The sequence below is a fragment of the Thiocystis violascens DSM 198 genome, from assembly GCF_000227745.2.
GTDB classification, from domain to species: Bacteria; Pseudomonadota; Gammaproteobacteria; order Chromatiales; family Chromatiaceae; genus Chromatium; species Chromatium violascens.
The window spans coordinates 3,589,720-3,606,097 of sequence record NC_018012.1 but is presented as its reverse complement, the minus strand read 5'-3'; the positions used below and the strand labels follow the sequence as shown (position 1 = coordinate 3,606,097).

Sequence of the window (16,378 nt, the reverse complement as noted above, 5' to 3'; positions counted from 1 at the left end):
TGATGTCGAAAGCTGGTCGTCCCCCCAAGATTCACGAGGCGGAGCAAGCGGTATTGCGTCAAATTGTCACGGATCGCCCGACCTCCACGCTGTCAGAGATTGCCCGGGAACTCGCGGCACGGACGGGAATCGAGGCTCATGAAGCAACGATTCGCAAGTCCTTGCGGGAGGCGGGCGTCACGCGCCTCCGGGGCGAGAGTGGTCTCGAGGCGCAAGCGCGCGCAACGCCGCGTCGGTATGGGTATACGGATGCGCATCGTCGCCACGACCCCGACCAAAGCTACCCAAGTTGTCTGACCGATGCGGAGTGGGACTTGGTCGCCGCTCTCTTTGAGATGCCGGGCGGGCGGGGTCAACCGCCCCGCGTGTCGCGCCGGAGCATCCTGGAGGCGTGTTGCTACGTGGTGCGCACGGGGTGCGCGTGGCGGATGCTGCCGCACGATTTCGCGCCTTGGCAGAATGTCTACAAGACGTTTCGCCGTTGGAGTGCGGCTGGGAAGTTTGAGCAGATGCATGATCGACTGCGGGGGCAATGGCGCGAACGCGAGGGGCGTGAGATCGCGCCGACGGCGGCGGTGCTGGATGCGCAATCGACCCGCGGCTCGCCGCAGGGTGGACCGAGCGGCTTTGATGCGGGCAAGCAGGTCAAGGGGCGCAAGCGCAGCCTGGTGGTCGATACCTTGGGGTTCGTGTTGGCGGTGAGCGTGGTCGCGGCCAATCTTCAGGACCGCGATGCCGCCTCGGGCGCCGTCGCTGACGCGGCCGCCAAGTACCCCCAGATCAACACGCTGTTTGTCGATAGCGCCTACGCCGGTCAATTTGCCCAAACCACCGAGCAGACCCACGCGATCCGCGTGGAAGTCGTGCGCCATCCAGCCAACAAAAGCGTTGGCTCCTGGCACGTGGACGGGGCGCCTGACCGAGTGGTGATCGCCAACGCCGACGGCTTCGTTCCGCTGCCGAAGCGCTGGGTTGTCGAGCGCACCCATGCGTGGAATGAGCGTGCCCGTCGATTGATCATGCATCATGACCGTCTGCCAGCGGTCTCCGAAACCTGGGTTTGGCTGGCGGAGGCGCGCATCCTGCTGCGGCGGTTGACCACAACGGTTTGATTTTGTCTACACCCTCTTAGAAAGTGTCCACTAACTGTTTCCCGATTTGAACTGTGCTGGATGATTTCCGGAAAGGATTGCCCCCAGATTGCAGCCGGTCGTAGTGAAATTGCAGTTTCAGAGCGCGATTCCCGTCCACCCTACCCCAGACATCGGTTGCGCTCCACCCGGCACCTTGTCCAGGGTTGACGCGATGGTGTGCCTTGTCAACACTCGCAATATGACCGCTGAACTTATCACCCGATTCCGCAACGTAATGGCGCAACGCACGCTGACCATCGGGATGGAACTGAGTTTGTTGGAGCGGTCGGAGGGCGGTGGGATGCGCTGCCCATTCGAGGGCATCCATGTCGAATCGGATGGTCTGACCGCGCATGGAACGCTATCAGGCGTCCGCGCTATTTAAGGCGATCAATAAAACTGGAAGCCTCGTCCCTGCCATCAAACGCTGGATGGCCTTGCAATAAATCGCCGAGCGTCTTTTTCACCTTTTCCACGTTCTTATCGACCGCATAGTCCATTCTCGCGAGATGATAGAGGATCTCCGGCCTCGATCCCTTAGCGATCTGGTTAGCGTTCCTGGCATATTCCAGGGCCTGTGGATACTCGCCCCGTTGGAAGAAAATCCAGCCCAACGTGTCCTGAACACCGCTATTCCCAGGCTGGATCTCATTCGCCCTGGTCGCCAGATCAAGGGCCTTGCCTAAATTCTCTCCGCGTCTTGCATACAACCAAGCGAGTTGGTTGTACCCAATGAAACTGTCGGGAAAGTCCGCGATGAGTTGTCGATAGATCCGGACGGCCTCGTCCGTGTTCTGCTGTCGTTCGTGAAGCATGCCGAGCGTGACCAGGACGGACGCATCGAGATGGAGCCGCCGCGCGGCCTCGAAGTGCTCGATTGCCTGCGCGTTATCTCCGGTTTCCAGGCTCAGGCCCGCCAGCAAAGTGTGCGCGGCGAAGAATTTCGGAGCGGCAATCAGGGCGTGGCGCAGATGCTTGATCGCCCCCTGTCGATCCCCCAATGCCAGTTGGCTCAGTGCACTGAAATAACGCCCGAACGGTGAATCCGGATCATGCGCAAGGCCAGCGGAGAAGGCGCGTCCGGCGGCCGGCTGGAGATCCTTGAGATAGAGCGCGAACCCAAGCAGAAAGGACGGCCGCTCAAGCTTGAACGCGGCGTCATCAAGGGTCCGCGCCTCCAATCCTATTAGTGAAAAAGGCGCTAGAATCGATTCGCTTCGCTGCCAATGAGGCCGCGCTTCGTCGAAGCGTCCGGATGACAGCAGGGCGGTCGCGGTGATCAGATCGGCGAGCGGTTGTCCGGCAGGCGCCTTCGCCAATTCCGCGATCTCGGTCTTCGTCGGTTCCTTGCCCAAGGCGATGGAGACCACCAGTTCCAGAAAACGTGGACCCGCTGCGGCAACCTGTCGATTCAAGATCCGAAGGCGCTGTTGCGCCCCGGTCAGGTCGTTTTCGACCAGATCGGCATAGACCAGCAGATAGCCTGCCTGGTCATCGGACACCAGAGGAACGAGTGCCTCACGCGCCTCGGCAGGCCGATCCAGGCGCAGCAAAATATCTCCAAGCAACCGGCGGGCCATCGGTGCGTCTTGATCGAGCAGGGCGCGGGCGTGCCGCTCCGCCTCCGCGTAGTCGCGCTGCTCCAGCAGGACTGGAACCAGGCGTTGACGGGCCAGGAGATTCGACGGATCGGCATCGACACAGGCCAGCAGGCGCGTCGCGGCCATCCGGGCATCGGATTCCAGTTGATCGAGCGTGGCCAGCCCGATCAGGGCCGGGCAGTTGGTGGGCTGGATGGCCAGTGCCTGATCGAACGCCTGGTGGGCGCCCTGATCGTCGCGGCGGAGGAGGCGAGCCGAGCCCAGATTGGTGAAACCGGGCACGAATCGGTCGGACTTGGCGATGGCATCCTCGAAACTGGAGATTGCGGCGTCCACCTCGCCTTGCTCGATCCGAAGCCGGCCGATCAGGTTATCGGGATACGGATGACGCGGATCGAGTTCACCTGCCTGGCGCGCGGCCTCCAGCGCATCGGCGAAACGCCGTTGCGCCCTGAGGAGAAAGGCCCGTGCGAGCGGGCGATACATGGCCGTGGTCCCGACCGGCCCATCCACTGGGATCTGATCCAGGGCGGCCTGGGCCTGAGCGGTTTGTCCGGCCGCCGCGAGGGCCAGCGCATTCAGGAGACTGGCGCGCGAGTCACTTGGAAGGCGTTGCGCCAGGCGTGGAGCCCAGCGGATGACCCCGCCCATGTCGCCCTGACTCCTCAACCGGCTCTCGATCTCGTCGAGCGCCCGCCATGGATCGCGCTCAATGAGCCTGGCGAAGGCATCGTCCGCGCCCGAGACATTCGGATCCCACGGCATGAGTTCCGAGACCAATCCAAAAACGTCGCTGGAATCGATGAGCGAGGGATCGAGTGCGCTGCCCATCGCGGCCGGCGCGGGCAGATCGGCCGCGTCGATCCCCAATGAACAGGATAATGACAAAAGCAGGATAGGCGACAATCGAGACATTGGACTCAGTTCCCATAGAGACCGCGCCTGCGGGGATCGGCCAGCGCCGACGCCATCGAGGCGCTTCCACACGAAGCGGACTGGCCCGCGCCGACAGCGGGCCAGTCCGCGGTTCAGATGGCGCCGTTCGGACGCCGAAACATCCGCTTCAACGGATAACCCGCTTCCGCCGCGCCGCGCCGAATCCCAGCATGCCCGCAGCCAGCAGACCCACCACACCCGGCATCGGCACACCATTCGCCTGCGCCACGAGCGTCAGGCTCGCGGTCGCGACGCTTCGATCAGTGGCATAGGCCGTCGCGGTCCAGGTGTTGGAGCCAGCCAGCAGGTTATATGATTGCGGCACGGTGAAACCGCCCAGCGGATCAAGCGCGACATTGTTGAGTTGCGTGCCATTCGGCAAGGTCACATCGACATGATCGATACCGACCAGCGACCCGCCGGCGGTGAACTGGTCGACCAGGGTTTGCATACTCGCGGTGCCGTTGATGAAGGCGCCATGGTCATCCGCGTTGCCCAGAATGTTATCGACTCCATCGACGATGCCCTGCATCGTCAACACGCTGGCGCCCGGCAGAGCCACCGAACTGATCAGATCGACGCCCTGAGTCGCATGGCCATCGGCGGTCGTACCAGGATTCCCAGAGGTAGAGCCATCGGAAAATACCACCATCGCGGCGATGGTGCTGGGATCATTGAGCTTCCCACCCGCAGTCAGGACACTGAACGCCTGAATCTGGCCACTGGGAATGTCTGTACCGCCCGAGGCATCGACGCTGTTGATCGCCGTGATTACGGCGGCAAGGTCAGTACTGAGATCCGACAGGACACGAACCGTACTGGCACTGGAGTCGAACTGCACTACCCCGACCCGCACGCCGGTGGTTGGCAGCCTGTTGACGAGGTCGGTCGCAAGCAACCGCTGCCACATCTGGCGATTTTGGGTAAGGGTTGTGCCGTTATAAGTCGCCGCATAACTTGGAGAAGCCATACTCCCCGACGAATCGAGCACCAGCACCAGATCGAGCCCCGGATTGGTCTGCCCGGTCGCACTCGCGTTACCGGTGGGCGTGAAAGCGGTTCCGACAGGTGCCGTCGTGCCATTGGCCGGCGAGGTCCAGGATACCGACGCGGCGGCTTGGACGGCCGAGACGCTGACCAGTCCCGCAAGTCCGAAGAGGCTGCTGATCAGCCATCGAGCGTTAGATTTCATGTGTATTCACTCCTAAAGTCTAAATGATGCAATTACTAGATCCAGAACAGGAAACAGACAAATTCTTGTTTCAAAACTGGCAATTCGACACTGAATATCGATCTCGCGCCCGAAGTCTCCTAAAATCAAGCACGGCCGCGATCAATCCGCGACGTCTCCAACCCTATCCGGATCGCCGAGGCGTTTGGCCTCAGACACAAATCCAGCTAAACCCGGAAATGGAGACGTTCACGACTAATCCCCTGAGCAATATTCGCACCTAAAATTGACGGCGCCATCAAGCGGCACTCTACCAAGGGTGCCGTAAAGATTCATAACACTGTTTAATAATAGAAAATTAGGCGAAGGCATGAAGCAGGATGCGTCTCCATGCCTCATGCGCAGCCGTCGCGGACGGGGCGAAACCCTCGCGAGTGTAAAAAATCCCGACACCCAACCTCCAGAGCAATCGCATCGCTATCAAATTTTTATAATTTATTCAATGCATTATAAAAATCGTGCTGTGTTGGCGATGACCTTTCGGGTGTCGGGATTTTTTACAGCCATCGACCCGCCAAACTCGAAATTGGCCTCGTCAGGTCAGTCGCCGCTCCTCAAAGGCTTGTCATATCTAGAGATATTCGGTTCTGGCACCTGGGGCCAAGTGTAAAAATTTCCAACAACCCCACAGAAACCAAGCTCGACTGGATCGGGGTTTCCGCCGCATGTCCACCCGAGTAAAACCGGGACGGATCCTGAGGTACCCCCACGAATTCATCCTCCATCGCCCCCGTAGGCCAGCAGTGCGTCGTGGTCATTCGCAACCCATTGGTTACGGTGGGGATCAGCTCTTCAAGCATCTTGCGACAACTGTCAAGGGCGAACAGCAGGCGGGCCAAGAGCAGGCGCGAATAGACGCGCCGCTTACCGTTGTCGGGATGCAGGCGCTGATCGATCCCTGCCTATTCAGCTGCCGTCCCGAGCAGCCAAAACAGGAATGCCGCCAGCGAGGCGATGAGCACCAACACCGCGAAACGCACGGCGCTTCGCGAACGGCTGCGCTCCAACCCTTCGCCAAAATGCAAATTTTTCATGTCGCGAAAACGCTCCTCAATTTGCATGCGTTTCTTAGAGGGTGTAGACAAAATCAAACCGTTGTGGTCAACCGCCGCAGCAGGATGCGCGCCTCCGCCAGCCAAACCCAGGTTTCGGAGACCGCTGGCAGACGGTCATGATGCATGATCAATCGACGGGCACGCTCATTCCACGCATGGGTGCGCTCGACAACCCAGCGCTTCGGCAGCGGAACGAAGCCGTCGGCGTTGGCGATCACCACTCGGTCAGGCGCCCCGTCCACGTGCCAGGAGCCAACGCTTTTGTTGGCTGGATGGCGCACGACTTCCACGCGGATCGCGTGGGTCTGCTCGGTGGTTTGGGCAAATTGACCGGCGTAGGCGCTATCGACAAACAGCGTGTTGATCTGGGGGTACTTGGCGGCCGCGTCAGCGACGGCGCCCGAGGCGGCATCGCGGTCCTGAAGATTGGCCGCGACCACGCTCACCGCCAACACGAACCCCAAGGTATCGACCACCAGGCTGCGCTTGCGCCCCTTGACCTGCTTGCCCGCATCAAAGCCGCTCGGTCCACCCTGCGGCGAGCCGCGGGTCGATTGCGCATCCAGCACCGCCGCCGTCGGCGCGATCTCACGCCCCTCGCGTTCGCGCCATTGCCCCCGCAGTCGATCATGCATCTGCTCAAACTTCCCAGCCGCACTCCAACGGCGAAACGTCTTGTAGACATTCTGCCAAGGCGCGAAATCGTGCGGCAGCATCCGCCACGCGCACCCCGTGCGCACCACGTAGCAACACGCCTCCAGGATGCTCCGGCGCGACACGCGGGGCGGTTGACCCCGCCCGCCCGGCATCTCAAAGAGAGCGGCGACCAAGTCCCACTCCGCATCGGTCAGACAACTTGGGTAGCTTTGGTCGGGGTCGTGGCGACGATGCGCATCCGTATACCCATACCGACGCGGCGTTGCGCGCGCTTGCGCCTCGAGACCACTCTCGCCCCGGAGGCGCGTGACGCCCGCCTCCCGCAAGGACTTGCGAATCGTTGCTTCATGAGCCTCGATTCCCGTCCGTGCCGCGAGTTCCCGGGCAATCTCTGACAGCGTGGAGGTCGGGCGATCCGTGACAATTTGACGCAATACCGCTTGCTCCGCCTCGTGAATCTTGGGGGGACGACCAGCTTTCGACATCAGCGCACACCAGCTCAGTTGTAGACTGGTATACAAATAGCAGCTCAATTATTTTTGTCTACACCCTCTCAGGCGTAGAAATAACGCACCACATGGAAGAACACCGGAGCGGCAAAACAGAGCGAGTCGATGCGGTCCAGCACGCCGCCGTGCCCCTCGATCAGCGCGCCGAAGTCCTTGATGCCCCGGTCGCGCTTGATCGCGGACATGACCAGCCCGCCCGCGAACCCCAGGATGCAGATCAGCAGTGCAATGACGCCGGCCGCCCAGGGGCTGAAGGGCGTGGCCCACCAGAGCAGCGCGCCCACCAGGCTGGCGCTGGCGATGCCGCCGACCGTGCCCTCCCAGGTCTTGTTCGGGCTCACCCGCAGGCTGATCCGCCGCCGCCCCATGGTCTTGCCGAAGACGTACTGAAGCACGTCGCTCAACTGCACCACCAGGATCAGATAGAGCAGCAGCTTGGCCTGCTGCCCCTCGTAGCCGGGGATCTGGAGCATCAGCAGCGCGGGGGCGTGACTCACGCAGTAGACGGCGACCATCAGTCCCCATTGGATGGTCGCGGTGCGGGCGAGAAAGGATTCGGTATCGCCGGACAGGACGCTGCGCACCGGCACGAAGAGGAAGGCATAGACCGGGATCAGGATCACGAAGAGCCCGTACCAGTGGATGCCGACCAGCAGATACTGCGCCGGCGCGAAGACGAAGAAGGCCCAGAAGAGCGTGCGATGGTCGGCGCGCCGCGTCGGGGCGAGGGTGACGAACTCGCGCAGGGCCACGAAGGAGATGAGCGCGAAGAGGATGACCGAGCCGATCCCGCCAGTGGCGAGTGCCGCGACGAAGACCGCCGTCATGATCCACCAGGAGCGGATGCGGGCGTTGAGGTTGTCCACCACCGCGCGGGCCGACGTGCCGCTCAGCCGCCGGTCGAGCGCCAGACCCACCAGACTGCTCAGGATCAGCAGCCCGACGATCCCGCCGAGCAACAGCAGCATCTCCCGATCCCAGACCAAATTCATCGCGGTTCTCCAAGATCGGTCAGGGCGGCGCGCGCCCGTTCGAGGAAGGCGACGCGATCCTCCCCCGGTTCAAGCCGGAGGGGCGCGCCGAAGATGGCGCTCCCCAGGATGGGGACGGGCAATACCTCGCCCTTGGGCAGGATGCGGCTCAGATTCTGGAGCCGGACCGGGACCAGGTCCACCGCCGGGCGCTGCCGCGCCACGAAATAGAGACCCGGCCGCAGTTCGCCGATCTCGCTCCCATCGCCGCGGGTTCCCTCCGGAAAGAGGATCAGCGAAGCGCCCGCGTCCAGCGCGGCCGTCAGACCGCGCAGCGAATCGCGACTCCCCCAGCGACCGGAACGATCGATCAGGAGCGCGTTGAGCACCCGGGTCGCCAGCCAGCATCGCACGCCGGGCTGGTTCCAATAATCGGCGGCCGCGACCGGACGGGTGCACTGGCGTAGCGTCCGTGGCAACGCCGCCCAGATCACCAGGGTGTCCAGATGACTGGTGTGATTGGCGAAATAGACGCGGGGCGCCGCGCCGAATCCATCGCTGGGCGCGCCACCCACCCAGCGCGCGCTGACAGCCGTGATGAGTCGGGTCAGCCCCGCAAGCAGTTCGGCGGTCAGCGGCACGATCGTCACCGCGATTCCAGCGCATCCAGGATGACATGCACCCGCCGCGCGGCGGTCCAGGCGGCCCCCGCCGCGACCATCAGCAAGGCGAGGATCAGGATCCAGCCATCCCATCCGAAGGGCACCGCCAGCGCCGCGATCAGGAGCCCGAGGGTCATGGCCGCCATCCGATGGGGTTTCGCCATGGGACCCCGGAAGTCCTGCGGCAAACCGCAGGTGCCGCCGAGCAGGCGGATATAGGCGGTCAGCAGGGCCAGACAGCCGGCCAGCCAGGCCAGTTCCGGCCCCCAGGCCAGCCCGGTCGCGTAACCCGCCGGGACGATCAACAGCGGATCGGCCAGCCGGTCCGGTAAATCGTTGTAGACTTCACCCACGCGCGAACCCAGCCCGCCTTCCACCGCGACCATGCCATCGAGCAGGTTGCAGAGGAGGCGCAACTGGATACTAACGGCGGCAAGCACCAGGAGCGTGATGCGCGCGGCCGGCTCGGCGAACGGAACGAGCAGCATGGCGCCAGCGCCCAGCACGGCGAACGCCAGGCTCAGCAGCGAGATCCGGTTCGGCGACACCCGGCGCTGCGCGAGCCAGCGCGCCAGGGCGCGCGCCCAAGTGGCATCGCGGGTCTTGAGTGGACGGCGGACGCTCGGAGCGGATGACATGGCGGCGAATCCTCACTGGTCGATCGGGTTGCCAAAAAACGCTAATCGGCAGTCGTTAACCTTGGCTGGACTATGCATGAACCACTGGAATCGACGCAAGTACGCCGCCGTTCGGAAGGATGTCGAGCCTGGAATCGACCGGCTCGGAAAGAACGCAAGGCGATGAATATGGGCCGGACGCAGGAAGACCCGAATCCCCCAGCGGCACCTGGCGCGACAGGTGCGCCCGCACCCGATCCTGGCGCGCGCTATCCGACCTGGGGCGCGTTACGCTGGCTGTTGGTCTTCCGCATGCTGATTTTATGCGGCTTGATTCTGGTCTTTTCCCCGGCGGTCGTGGATCCGGCGACGGGCAGAGTCGACACCCGATTCGCCTGGTCCATCCTGCTGGTTTACGCACCGCTGGTTCTGCTCGGCGGGCTATCCCTGGCGAATCGTTGGCCGCACCGGATCCAACAGGTCCAGATCGGCATTTTCGTCGATATCCTCGCCTATACCCTCCTGATGCATGCCGCGGGGGGCATTGCCAGCGGGCTTGGCATCCTGCTCGCCGTCGCGGTCGCCGCCGCCGCGTTGATGATGGAAGGCCGTCTGTCGCTGCTGTTCGCCGCGCTCGCCTCGCTGGCCATCTTTGCCCAGCAGATCTATTCCGCCATGCAGGGCGATGCGCACGCCACGTCCTTCACCCAAGCCGGCCTGCTGGGTCTGTTGTTTTTTATGGTCGCGCTGATGTCGCATGTGCTGTATCGGCGCGTGCGCTCGGCGGAGGCGTTGGCGGCGCGGCGCAAGGTCGACATCGACGATCTCTCGAAACTCAACGACTTCATCATCCAAAGCATCGGCACCGGCATCCTGGTGGCCGATGGTGAACGCCGCTTGCGACTGCTCAACCGGGCCGCGCTGGATTTACTCGGAGCCAAGCGGTTCAACACCGGGGCGGCGCTGTCCGATCTCTCGCCCGAACTGGGCGCCTGGCTGGCGACGCAGGTGCGGCCGTCCCCTCCCAATGGGCGGCTGATCCACATCGGCGACCGGGAGATTCGGGTCTCGCTCAAGCTGCTGGGCGACTATCGCGCCAGCGGCGTCATCCTCTATCTGCGCGACAACCGGGAGGTCGCCAGGGAGGCCCAGCAGATCAAGCTCGCCTCGCTGGGGACATTGACCGCGAGCATTGCCCACAATATTCGCAATCCGTTGAGTGCCATGACCCATGCCAGCCAATTATTGACCGAAAGTCCGGGGCTGACCGACGATGACCATCACCTGCTGGAGATCGTCCGCCGCAACGGCGCGCGCATCGAAGAAACCGTGCACAGCGTGCTGCAACTCTCCAGTCGCAATCAGCGGCAGCCTTCCCCGATCGATCTGGCCGTCTGGCTGGAGGAGTTCGCCGCCGAATTTCGCGAACGCCATCAATTGAACGAGAACGCGCTCCAACTCGCGTTCGACGCGGACGCCATCGCCGTCGAGGCCGATCCCCGCCATCTCCATCAGATCCTTGCCAATCTGTGCGAAAACGCGCTCATCCATGGCAGACAGGACGCGCAGCCGGCCCGGATTCTGATTCGGCTCGACCGGACCGGCGACCTGGGCGAGGCGCTGATCGAGATTATCGATGCGGGACCGGGGATCGATGCCGCGACCGTCAATGAGATCTTCAACCCATTTTATACGACGACCTCCAAGGGGACCGGGCTTGGGCTTTACATCGCGCGGGAACTCGCGGAGAGCAATGGGATTCGGCTGACCTACGCGCCTGCCAAACCCCAGGGCAGTTGCTTCAGGCTGGTCTTTTCCGGCTGATTTTGAGGTGTGCCGCGGACATGGATTCTCTCGATCAGGCTGCTGAAGCGCGGGATCCCGTCCGCGCCGGGTGGATGACGACGCGGATGCGCGCGGCGGGCGGCTGGAGCCGACACCCGCTGGTGTCCGGTGTCCGCTGGCTGTTGCGTCTGTTGCTGGGGCTGACGCTCTTCTCGGTGTTGCTGTCGGTGCTGCTGGTCGGCGTCTTTCGCTGGGTGGATCCGCCGGCGTCCGCCTTCATGTTGCGTCATGCCTTCAATGTCTGGCGACTCGATCAGTCGCCCCCCTATTACCGCTATGACTGGGTTCCCTGGGAACGGATCCCGCCGACCGTTCGATTGGCCGCCATCGCGGGCGAAGACCAGCGATTTCCGCATCACTTGGGTTTCGATCTGGTCGAAATCCGTCATGCCTGGTCCGATTACCGCCGGGGAGGCCGACTGCGCGGCGCCAGCACCATTACTCAACAGGCCGCCAAAAATCTGTTTTTGTGGCCGGAATCGGGTTGGTTGCGCAAGGGAATCGAAGCCTGGCTGGCGCTGTTGATGGAAGTTCTGTGGTCGAAGGAGCGGATTTTGGAGGTCTATCTCAACGTCGCTCAATTCAGCCCAAGCACCTACGGCGTCGAAGCCACCAGCCAGCGCTATTTCGGTTGCCCAGCCAGCGCACTCGGCTTGGAGGAAGCCGCGCTGCTGATCGGCGCTTTACCGGCACCCGGCATGTATCGGCTGGACCACCCCTCCGAACGGCTCCAGCAGCGCGCGGATTGGATCCTCGACCAAAGCCAGCGGCTGGGTGGGATGCGCTATTTGAAACAACTATAAACGGGGGGCGGAACAATGAAGTGCCATGAAGGCGATTTCCCGGAGATCCTCGGACTCGGACTCGGACTCGGACTCGGACTCGGACTCGGACTCGGACTCGGACTCGGACTCGGACTCGGACTCGGACTCGAAGCCTGAAACCGTTCGTGGTGAGGTACTCGAACCACGAACGGTTTCAGGCGGGGCGAATGGTCTGCGCTTTTTCGGAAATCACTTTAATGGCAGTAGGGTGAAACGCGGCATGCGTGCTGGACGCGGTGTCAGGGGATGGTCTTCAGCCTTGTGCCTGCCGCTTCATTTTATTGACGATGGCATAGACGCCAACGTGTCGATTCGGACTCAGATGTTCTTCGAGCCGCAAGCCCTTGAAGAGATCGTCCACGTCAAGCGACTCGATGTCCGCTGGGGTTTTGCCCGAGAACAGCTCCACCAACAGCGCGACCACGCCTTTGATGATGGCCGTGTCGCAGTCGCCGGTGTAGAACAGATGTCCCCGCCGGTCGGGATCCGGATGCGCGGCGACATGGACCAGGCTCATGCACTCCATCACCCGGTTGGCGTCGGTCTTGTCTTCGACCGGCATTCGGGGCATTCGCTCGCCAAGTTCGACGAGGTATTGATAGCGCTGATCCCAGTCGCCCAGTAGCTCGAAATTATCGATGATCTCTTGAATGTCGTCGTGTCTCATCGCGGGGCTCGTGGGTCACCTCTAAACGCTGAACGATTCGCCGCACCCGCAGCGATCCTTCACCCTGGGATTGCGAAACTCGAAGCCTTCGTTGAGCAAACTGGATTTCACGAAATCGATTTCCATGCCGTCGATGCGCTCAAGATTGTCTGCGTCGACCACCACCTGGACGCCATGACTCTCGAACACCCGATCCTGGGCGTCGACGCCATCGGCGTAATCGACCTCATAGGCGAAGCCGCTACAGCCGCTTTTTTTCGTGCCAACCCGCAAACCAACGCCATGCCCGCGCTTTGCAAGCATCGTCGCCACATGGCGCGCGGCTGCTTCAGTCAAGGTAACTGCCATGGAAAACCCTCGTGAATCAGAATGTCGTCAGGATCTTGAAATTGCCCCAGAAGCGGTCGATTTCAATGCCGATGCTCCGCGACGCGCATGCTGGAGGCCGACGCCATGTCCAGCAGTCCGCGCATCAGGGCCGCGCGCTCGCCGGTGGAGATGGTCTCGATCAGTGCCTGTTTGTCCTCCGGACTGAGCGGCAGATGGGCGCAGAGCAGATTGGTCAGATCGGCGTCGGCCATCTTCTCGATGTCGTTCCAGGGCACCTCGACCCCACGCAGTTTGCAATAGGACTTGAGCGACGTGAGAAATCCCGCGCGGTCGGCGATCGTTTCCGCGTTGTCATGACAGTCCGCGGCGAACCGCTCCCAGTCGACGGCCGTGCGCCGATAGCCCTGACGAGCCTCGATTTCGCGCTTGATCTGAAACCGGCAGATGCCGGTCAGAACCAGGATGATTCGTCCATCGCTGGTCTCGCTGTAGGAGGTGATGCGGCCGGCGCAGCCGATGCGGTGGAGCGCCGGAATCTCGTCCAGCATGGTTTCGCTGGTCGGCTGAATCATGCCCAGCAGATGATCCGACGCCAGTGCATCGAACACCAGGTTGAGATAGCGCGGCTCGAAGATATTGAGCGGGAGCTGCACGCCCGGCATCACGACCGCGCCGGCCAGGGGGAAGATCGGGAGTTCGGCGGGCAGATCGGAAAATTTGGGAAAGAAGGGGCTACGGGTCATCATATGCTCCATGATCCGAACCCGGCATCCAGGCTCGGGACGATTGGCCGAGACCGATCACGTCATCGCACGTCGATCGTTGTTGACGGTTACATGGGGTGCGCGCGGTCGTTCCACAGTCCATCGGTGACGAAATTCCATCTGTCCATTAACCGCCCTCTGCGGGTAGATTGATGTCAGGACATCACCTTCAACAACAGCGCGGGCCTTGCCGGACGCGGTTTCGCACCTGAACAACGAGCTGAAATTCGAGGAACTCCGATGACGACCAAGGCAGACCTGATGACCCGCGAGGCGCAATGCAAGAGCGCGGCCGACTTCGCAACGCTGGCGCAAGCCGCCCTCACAATCGATGCGGACTATGCGAAGACCCTGCTGGAGCGCGCCGAGGCGCAGTGTCAGATGCCGGCGGACTATCTGGCCGCCGCCGAGGGCGCCGTTGCCGCCGGTCTGACCGATTACGCCGGGGATCTCTACGGGCAGGCGGAGGATGCCTGCTTCGATGCCTTGGAGAAGGCCGCGCTGGGTGCCAGTCTTGCGCGCACCGGGATCGATCCCGCGAAGGGTCGCGCCTTGATCGAAGAGGCCGCCGGCGAGGCGAAAAAGCTTGGCGAATTCCTGACGCTCTCGGGCTACGCCAAGGAGTCGCTGGGCGACGAGGCGCTGGCCGCGACCCTGCTCGCCAAGGTCGAGGCGCAGGCCAAGACCCTGGCCGATTACCTCGATCTCGCGCGCACGCTGTCCGCCGAAGGCAACGCCGGGGCGGCGCGCGCCTTCTATCAGAAGGCCGCGCGTCATCTGGACGGCATGACCGAGACGGTCGCCTACGCGAAAGGCTATCTTGACACCTTCAGCGACCGGGACGCGGCCCGCAAGGTGCTCGACAACGCCGAGACCGACTGTCAGTTTCCCAAGGATTTCGCGGCCCTGGCCGCCGGCTACAAGGCGCTGTTCGAGGATGGCGACAAGGTCGCGGAGCTGATGGAGCAGGCCGCCGAATTCGCCATGAGCGGCGAGGAACATCTCGATCTGGCCACTGCGTACTGGACCCTGCTGGGCGATCGCGACAAGTCCGTCGCCGCCTATCGCCGGGCGCTGCCCGAGGTCAACGACAAGGGCCAGCTTCTGGAACTGGGAGGATTCATCGCTGCGAAAGTCGGCGATCCGGCGCTGGCCAAGCAGTTCTACGCCAAGGCCGAAGAGCGCATGAGCGCCGCCGCCGAACGGCTCAAGCTGGCCGAGGCGGTGATCGCGGACACCGGCGATAAGGCCTATGCGGCGGAGGTCTATGGCCGCGCGGCGGATGCCTTGACCCAGCCCAACGACCTGTTGTCGGTCGCCGCCGAGGTTGTCGACCGGCTCGGCGAAACGGCCAGGGCGACGGCGATCTATCGCAAGGCGATGGCCGGGATGACCGACCTGGGACAGCATCTGAAATTGCTGGACGCGGTCGCGGCCAAGCTCGGCGATCAGGCATTCGCCCGCGAGATTCTGGTCAAGTCCAGCGAGCTGGCGTCCGGAACCCCGGCCTTGCTGGACCTTGGCAAGCGTGCGCTGGCCGTGCTGGGCGACCGGGAGATGGCCCGCGCATGGTTTGCCAAGGCGGAGGAGCAGGTGACCTCGGTCGGCGAGATGAAGAGTCTCGTCGCGGCCGTCAAGACCGATTTCGCGGAGGACGCGGACTGGCTCGCGGTGGTCGAGGAAAAGCTGGCCAAGCGCGAAGCGAACCAGGAGAAATACGCGGTGTTCCAGGATGCCGAAAAGGGTGCCAATACCGCGGTCAAGACGCTCAAGCTGATCGACGCCATGATGGCCGAACTCGACGACCGATTCTATGCCCGGAAGCTGCTGCTGGACGCGCAGAAGAAGCTGGACGAGGAGGGCTGGGATTTCTCCAAGGCCCGCAAGCTGGTTGCCAGCGTGAGTCAGCATCTGGGCGATAGCGACTGGGCGATCCGGCTGTTGAAAGACGCCGCCGGTCGGGTCCAGGGTTTCGCCAATGTCATTCAGATCGCCGAATCGGCCGCCGAATTGCTGCCGGATCGCGAGCAGGCCCGCGTGCTGGTTCGGGAGCTGCTTGAGGACTGGGAGCGGCAACTGGCCGGGTTGAGCGAACGAACCGCCTACGACTTCAGCAAGCTCGCTGCGGTCAAGGGGCGCCTGCTGGGCGATCGGGACGGGGCCGCCGCCGCGCTGGAACAAGCCGCCGAACAGGCCAGCAACCATTTCGCCTTTGCCGAACTGGCACGAGTGGCCAGGGAACTGGGTCTGGAGGAAACGGTCAAGGCGTTGCTGGAGAAGGCCGCGGAACGCTGCGGCTCGGCGAGCGAGGCGCACCAACTCGCCAACCGGCTGCTGGAGAGCGGTTTCGGCCAGGAACCGGTGCGCGCGCTGTATGCGGGAATCAAGGGCAGACTCACCGCCGCCGAACAACTTCAGTGGACCGATGGCATCGTCGACCTGTTCGGCGATCGCGCCTGGGCCGAGCGGGAGTTCGCGGAACTGGCGGGCGCCACGCAAGGCACGGACGCGCTCCGCGTGCAACGCCGTCGTCAGCAACGGGTCGCACGGACCAACTAAGAAACTGTCTATTTGCT

The 16,378-nt window shown here is 63.0% G+C and carries 15 protein-coding genes; 5 read left to right on the top strand and 10 right to left on the bottom strand.

Annotated features, from left to right (window positions below; translation table 11 throughout):
- Window positions 1-2 precede the first annotated feature (2 nt).
- Window positions 3-1,112, top strand: coding sequence for an IS5 family transposase (locus THIVI_RS15980; RefSeq protein WP_041447215.1), 1,110 nt, complete (start codon window positions 3-5; stop codon window positions 1,110-1,112).
- 398 nt (window positions 1,113-1,510) lie between these two features.
- Here THIVI_RS15980 and THIVI_RS15975 read toward each other — a convergent pair whose 3' ends face one another.
- The 7 genes from THIVI_RS15975 to THIVI_RS15945 all read right to left on the bottom strand — a co-directional run bounded on the left by THIVI_RS15975 (window position 1,511) and on the right by THIVI_RS15945 (window position 9,393).
- On the bottom strand, window positions 1,511-3,649 hold the full coding sequence (locus THIVI_RS15975) for a tetratricopeptide repeat protein (RefSeq protein ID WP_014779577.1): 2,139 nt from the start codon (window positions 3,647-3,649) through the stop codon (window positions 1,511-1,513).
- A gap of 148 nt (window positions 3,650-3,797) precedes the next feature.
- Entirely contained in the window at window positions 3,798-4,667 is an 870-nt protein-coding gene (locus THIVI_RS15970; RefSeq protein ID WP_157174482.1) for a vWA domain-containing protein, read from the bottom strand.
- 1,136 nt (window positions 4,668-5,803) lie between these two features.
- The gene (locus tag THIVI_RS24810; protein WP_157174481.1) at window positions 5,804-5,935 is read right to left on the bottom strand and encodes a hypothetical protein; all 132 of its coding nucleotides are present in this window, start codon (window positions 5,933-5,935) and stop codon (window positions 5,804-5,806) included.
- A gap of 53 nt (window positions 5,936-5,988) precedes the next feature.
- Window positions 5,989-7,098, bottom strand: coding sequence for an IS5 family transposase (locus THIVI_RS15960; RefSeq protein ID WP_041447215.1), 1,110 nt, complete (start codon window positions 7,096-7,098; stop codon window positions 5,989-5,991).
- A 68-nt stretch (window positions 7,099-7,166) separates the two neighbouring features.
- Window positions 7,167-8,114 carry a phosphatidate cytidylyltransferase gene (locus THIVI_RS15955; RefSeq protein WP_014779575.1) on the bottom strand — a complete coding sequence of 316 codons (948 nt, stop codon included), beginning with the start codon at window positions 8,112-8,114 and terminating at the stop codon, window positions 7,167-7,169.
- On the bottom strand, window positions 8,111-8,743 hold the full coding sequence (locus tag THIVI_RS15950) for a lysophospholipid acyltransferase family protein (RefSeq protein WP_014779574.1): 633 nt from the start codon (window positions 8,741-8,743) through the stop codon (window positions 8,111-8,113). The genes THIVI_RS15955 and THIVI_RS15950 overlap by 4 nt, the downstream gene beginning before the upstream one ends.
- Window positions 8,740-9,393: a CDP-alcohol phosphatidyltransferase family protein gene (locus tag THIVI_RS15945; protein WP_014779573.1), complete on the bottom strand. Its 654-nt coding sequence runs from the start codon at window positions 9,391-9,393 to the stop codon at window positions 8,740-8,742. Before THIVI_RS15945 ends, THIVI_RS15950 begins: the two co-directional genes overlap by 4 nt.
- A gap of 162 nt (window positions 9,394-9,555) precedes the next feature.
- Between THIVI_RS15945 and THIVI_RS15940 the strand changes: the two genes are divergently transcribed.
- From THIVI_RS15940 to THIVI_RS26085, 3 genes are read left to right on the top strand one after another with little or no spacing between them, the layout of a single operon-like run.
- Window positions 9,556-11,196, top strand: a complete 1,641-nt coding sequence (locus tag THIVI_RS15940) for a sensor histidine kinase (RefSeq protein ID WP_245537287.1) — start codon at window positions 9,556-9,558, stop codon at window positions 11,194-11,196.
- Between the two features lie 20 nt (window positions 11,197-11,216).
- Window positions 11,217-12,020 carry a monofunctional biosynthetic peptidoglycan transglycosylase gene (mtgA, locus tag THIVI_RS15935; RefSeq protein WP_014779571.1) on the top strand — a complete coding sequence of 268 codons (804 nt, stop codon included), beginning with the start codon at window positions 11,217-11,219 and terminating at the stop codon, window positions 12,018-12,020.
- A 15-nt stretch (window positions 12,021-12,035) separates the two neighbouring features.
- Window positions 12,036-12,158, top strand: a complete 123-nt coding sequence (locus THIVI_RS26085) for a hypothetical protein (RefSeq protein ID WP_014779570.1) — start codon at window positions 12,036-12,038, stop codon at window positions 12,156-12,158.
- Between the two features lie 136 nt (window positions 12,159-12,294).
- On the opposite strand, the gene THIVI_RS15930 is transcribed toward THIVI_RS26085, so the two are convergent.
- The 3 genes from THIVI_RS15930 to THIVI_RS15920 form a co-directional block, all read right to left on the bottom strand.
- Entirely contained in the window at window positions 12,295-12,708 is a 414-nt protein-coding gene (locus tag THIVI_RS15930) for a SufE family protein (protein ID WP_014779569.1), read from the bottom strand.
- A 21-nt stretch (window positions 12,709-12,729) separates the two neighbouring features.
- On the bottom strand, window positions 12,730-13,056 hold the full coding sequence (locus THIVI_RS15925; protein WP_014779568.1) for a HesB/IscA family protein: 327 nt from the start codon (window positions 13,054-13,056) through the stop codon (window positions 12,730-12,732).
- Window positions 13,057-13,118: 62 nt separating this feature from the next.
- The gene (locus THIVI_RS15920) at window positions 13,119-13,781 is read right to left on the bottom strand and encodes an LON peptidase substrate-binding domain-containing protein (protein WP_014779567.1); all 663 of its coding nucleotides are present in this window, start codon (window positions 13,779-13,781) and stop codon (window positions 13,119-13,121) included.
- A gap of 261 nt (window positions 13,782-14,042) precedes the next feature.
- Between THIVI_RS15920 and THIVI_RS15915 the strand changes: the two genes are divergently transcribed.
- Window positions 14,043-16,361, top strand: a complete 2,319-nt coding sequence (locus tag THIVI_RS15915; RefSeq protein ID WP_014779566.1) for a tetratricopeptide repeat protein — start codon at window positions 14,043-14,045, stop codon at window positions 16,359-16,361.
- Window positions 16,362-16,378 lie beyond the last annotated feature (17 nt).

Coding starts and splice junctions, on each gene's coding strand:
- THIVI_RS15945 (WP_014779573.1), bottom strand. CDS start 9,393: ATGTCATCCGCTCCGAGCGTCCGCCGTCCACTCAAGACCCGCGATGCC.
- THIVI_RS15975 (WP_014779577.1), bottom strand. CDS start 3,649: ATGTCTCGATTGTCGCCTATCCTGCTTTTGTCATTATCCTGTTCATTG.
- THIVI_RS15955 (WP_014779575.1), bottom strand. CDS start 8,114: ATGAATTTGGTCTGGGATCGGGAGATGCTGCTGTTGCTCGGCGGGATC.
- THIVI_RS15925 (WP_014779568.1), bottom strand. CDS start 13,056: ATGGCAGTTACCTTGACTGAAGCAGCCGCGCGCCATGTGGCGACGATG.
- THIVI_RS15940 (WP_245537287.1), top strand. CDS start 9,556: ATGAATATGGGCCGGACGCAGGAAGACCCGAATCCCCCAGCGGCACCT.
- THIVI_RS15915 (WP_014779566.1), top strand. CDS start 14,043: ATGACGACCAAGGCAGACCTGATGACCCGCGAGGCGCAATGCAAGAGC.
- mtgA (WP_014779571.1), top strand. CDS start 11,217: ATGGATTCTCTCGATCAGGCTGCTGAAGCGCGGGATCCCGTCCGCGCC.
- THIVI_RS24810 (WP_157174481.1), bottom strand. CDS start 5,935: ATGAAAAATTTGCATTTTGGCGAAGGGTTGGAGCGCAGCCGTTCGCGA.
- THIVI_RS15930 (WP_014779569.1), bottom strand. CDS start 12,708: ATGAGACACGACGACATTCAAGAGATCATCGATAATTTCGAGCTACTG.
- THIVI_RS15960 (WP_041447215.1), bottom strand. CDS start 7,098: ATGTCGAAAGCTGGTCGTCCCCCCAAGATTCACGAGGCGGAGCAAGCG.
- THIVI_RS15920 (WP_014779567.1), bottom strand. CDS start 13,781: ATGACCCGTAGCCCCTTCTTTCCCAAATTTTCCGATCTGCCCGCCGAA.
- THIVI_RS15980 (WP_041447215.1), top strand. CDS start 3: ATGTCGAAAGCTGGTCGTCCCCCCAAGATTCACGAGGCGGAGCAAGCG.
- THIVI_RS26085 (WP_014779570.1), top strand. CDS start 12,036: ATGAAGTGCCATGAAGGCGATTTCCCGGAGATCCTCGGACTCGGACTC.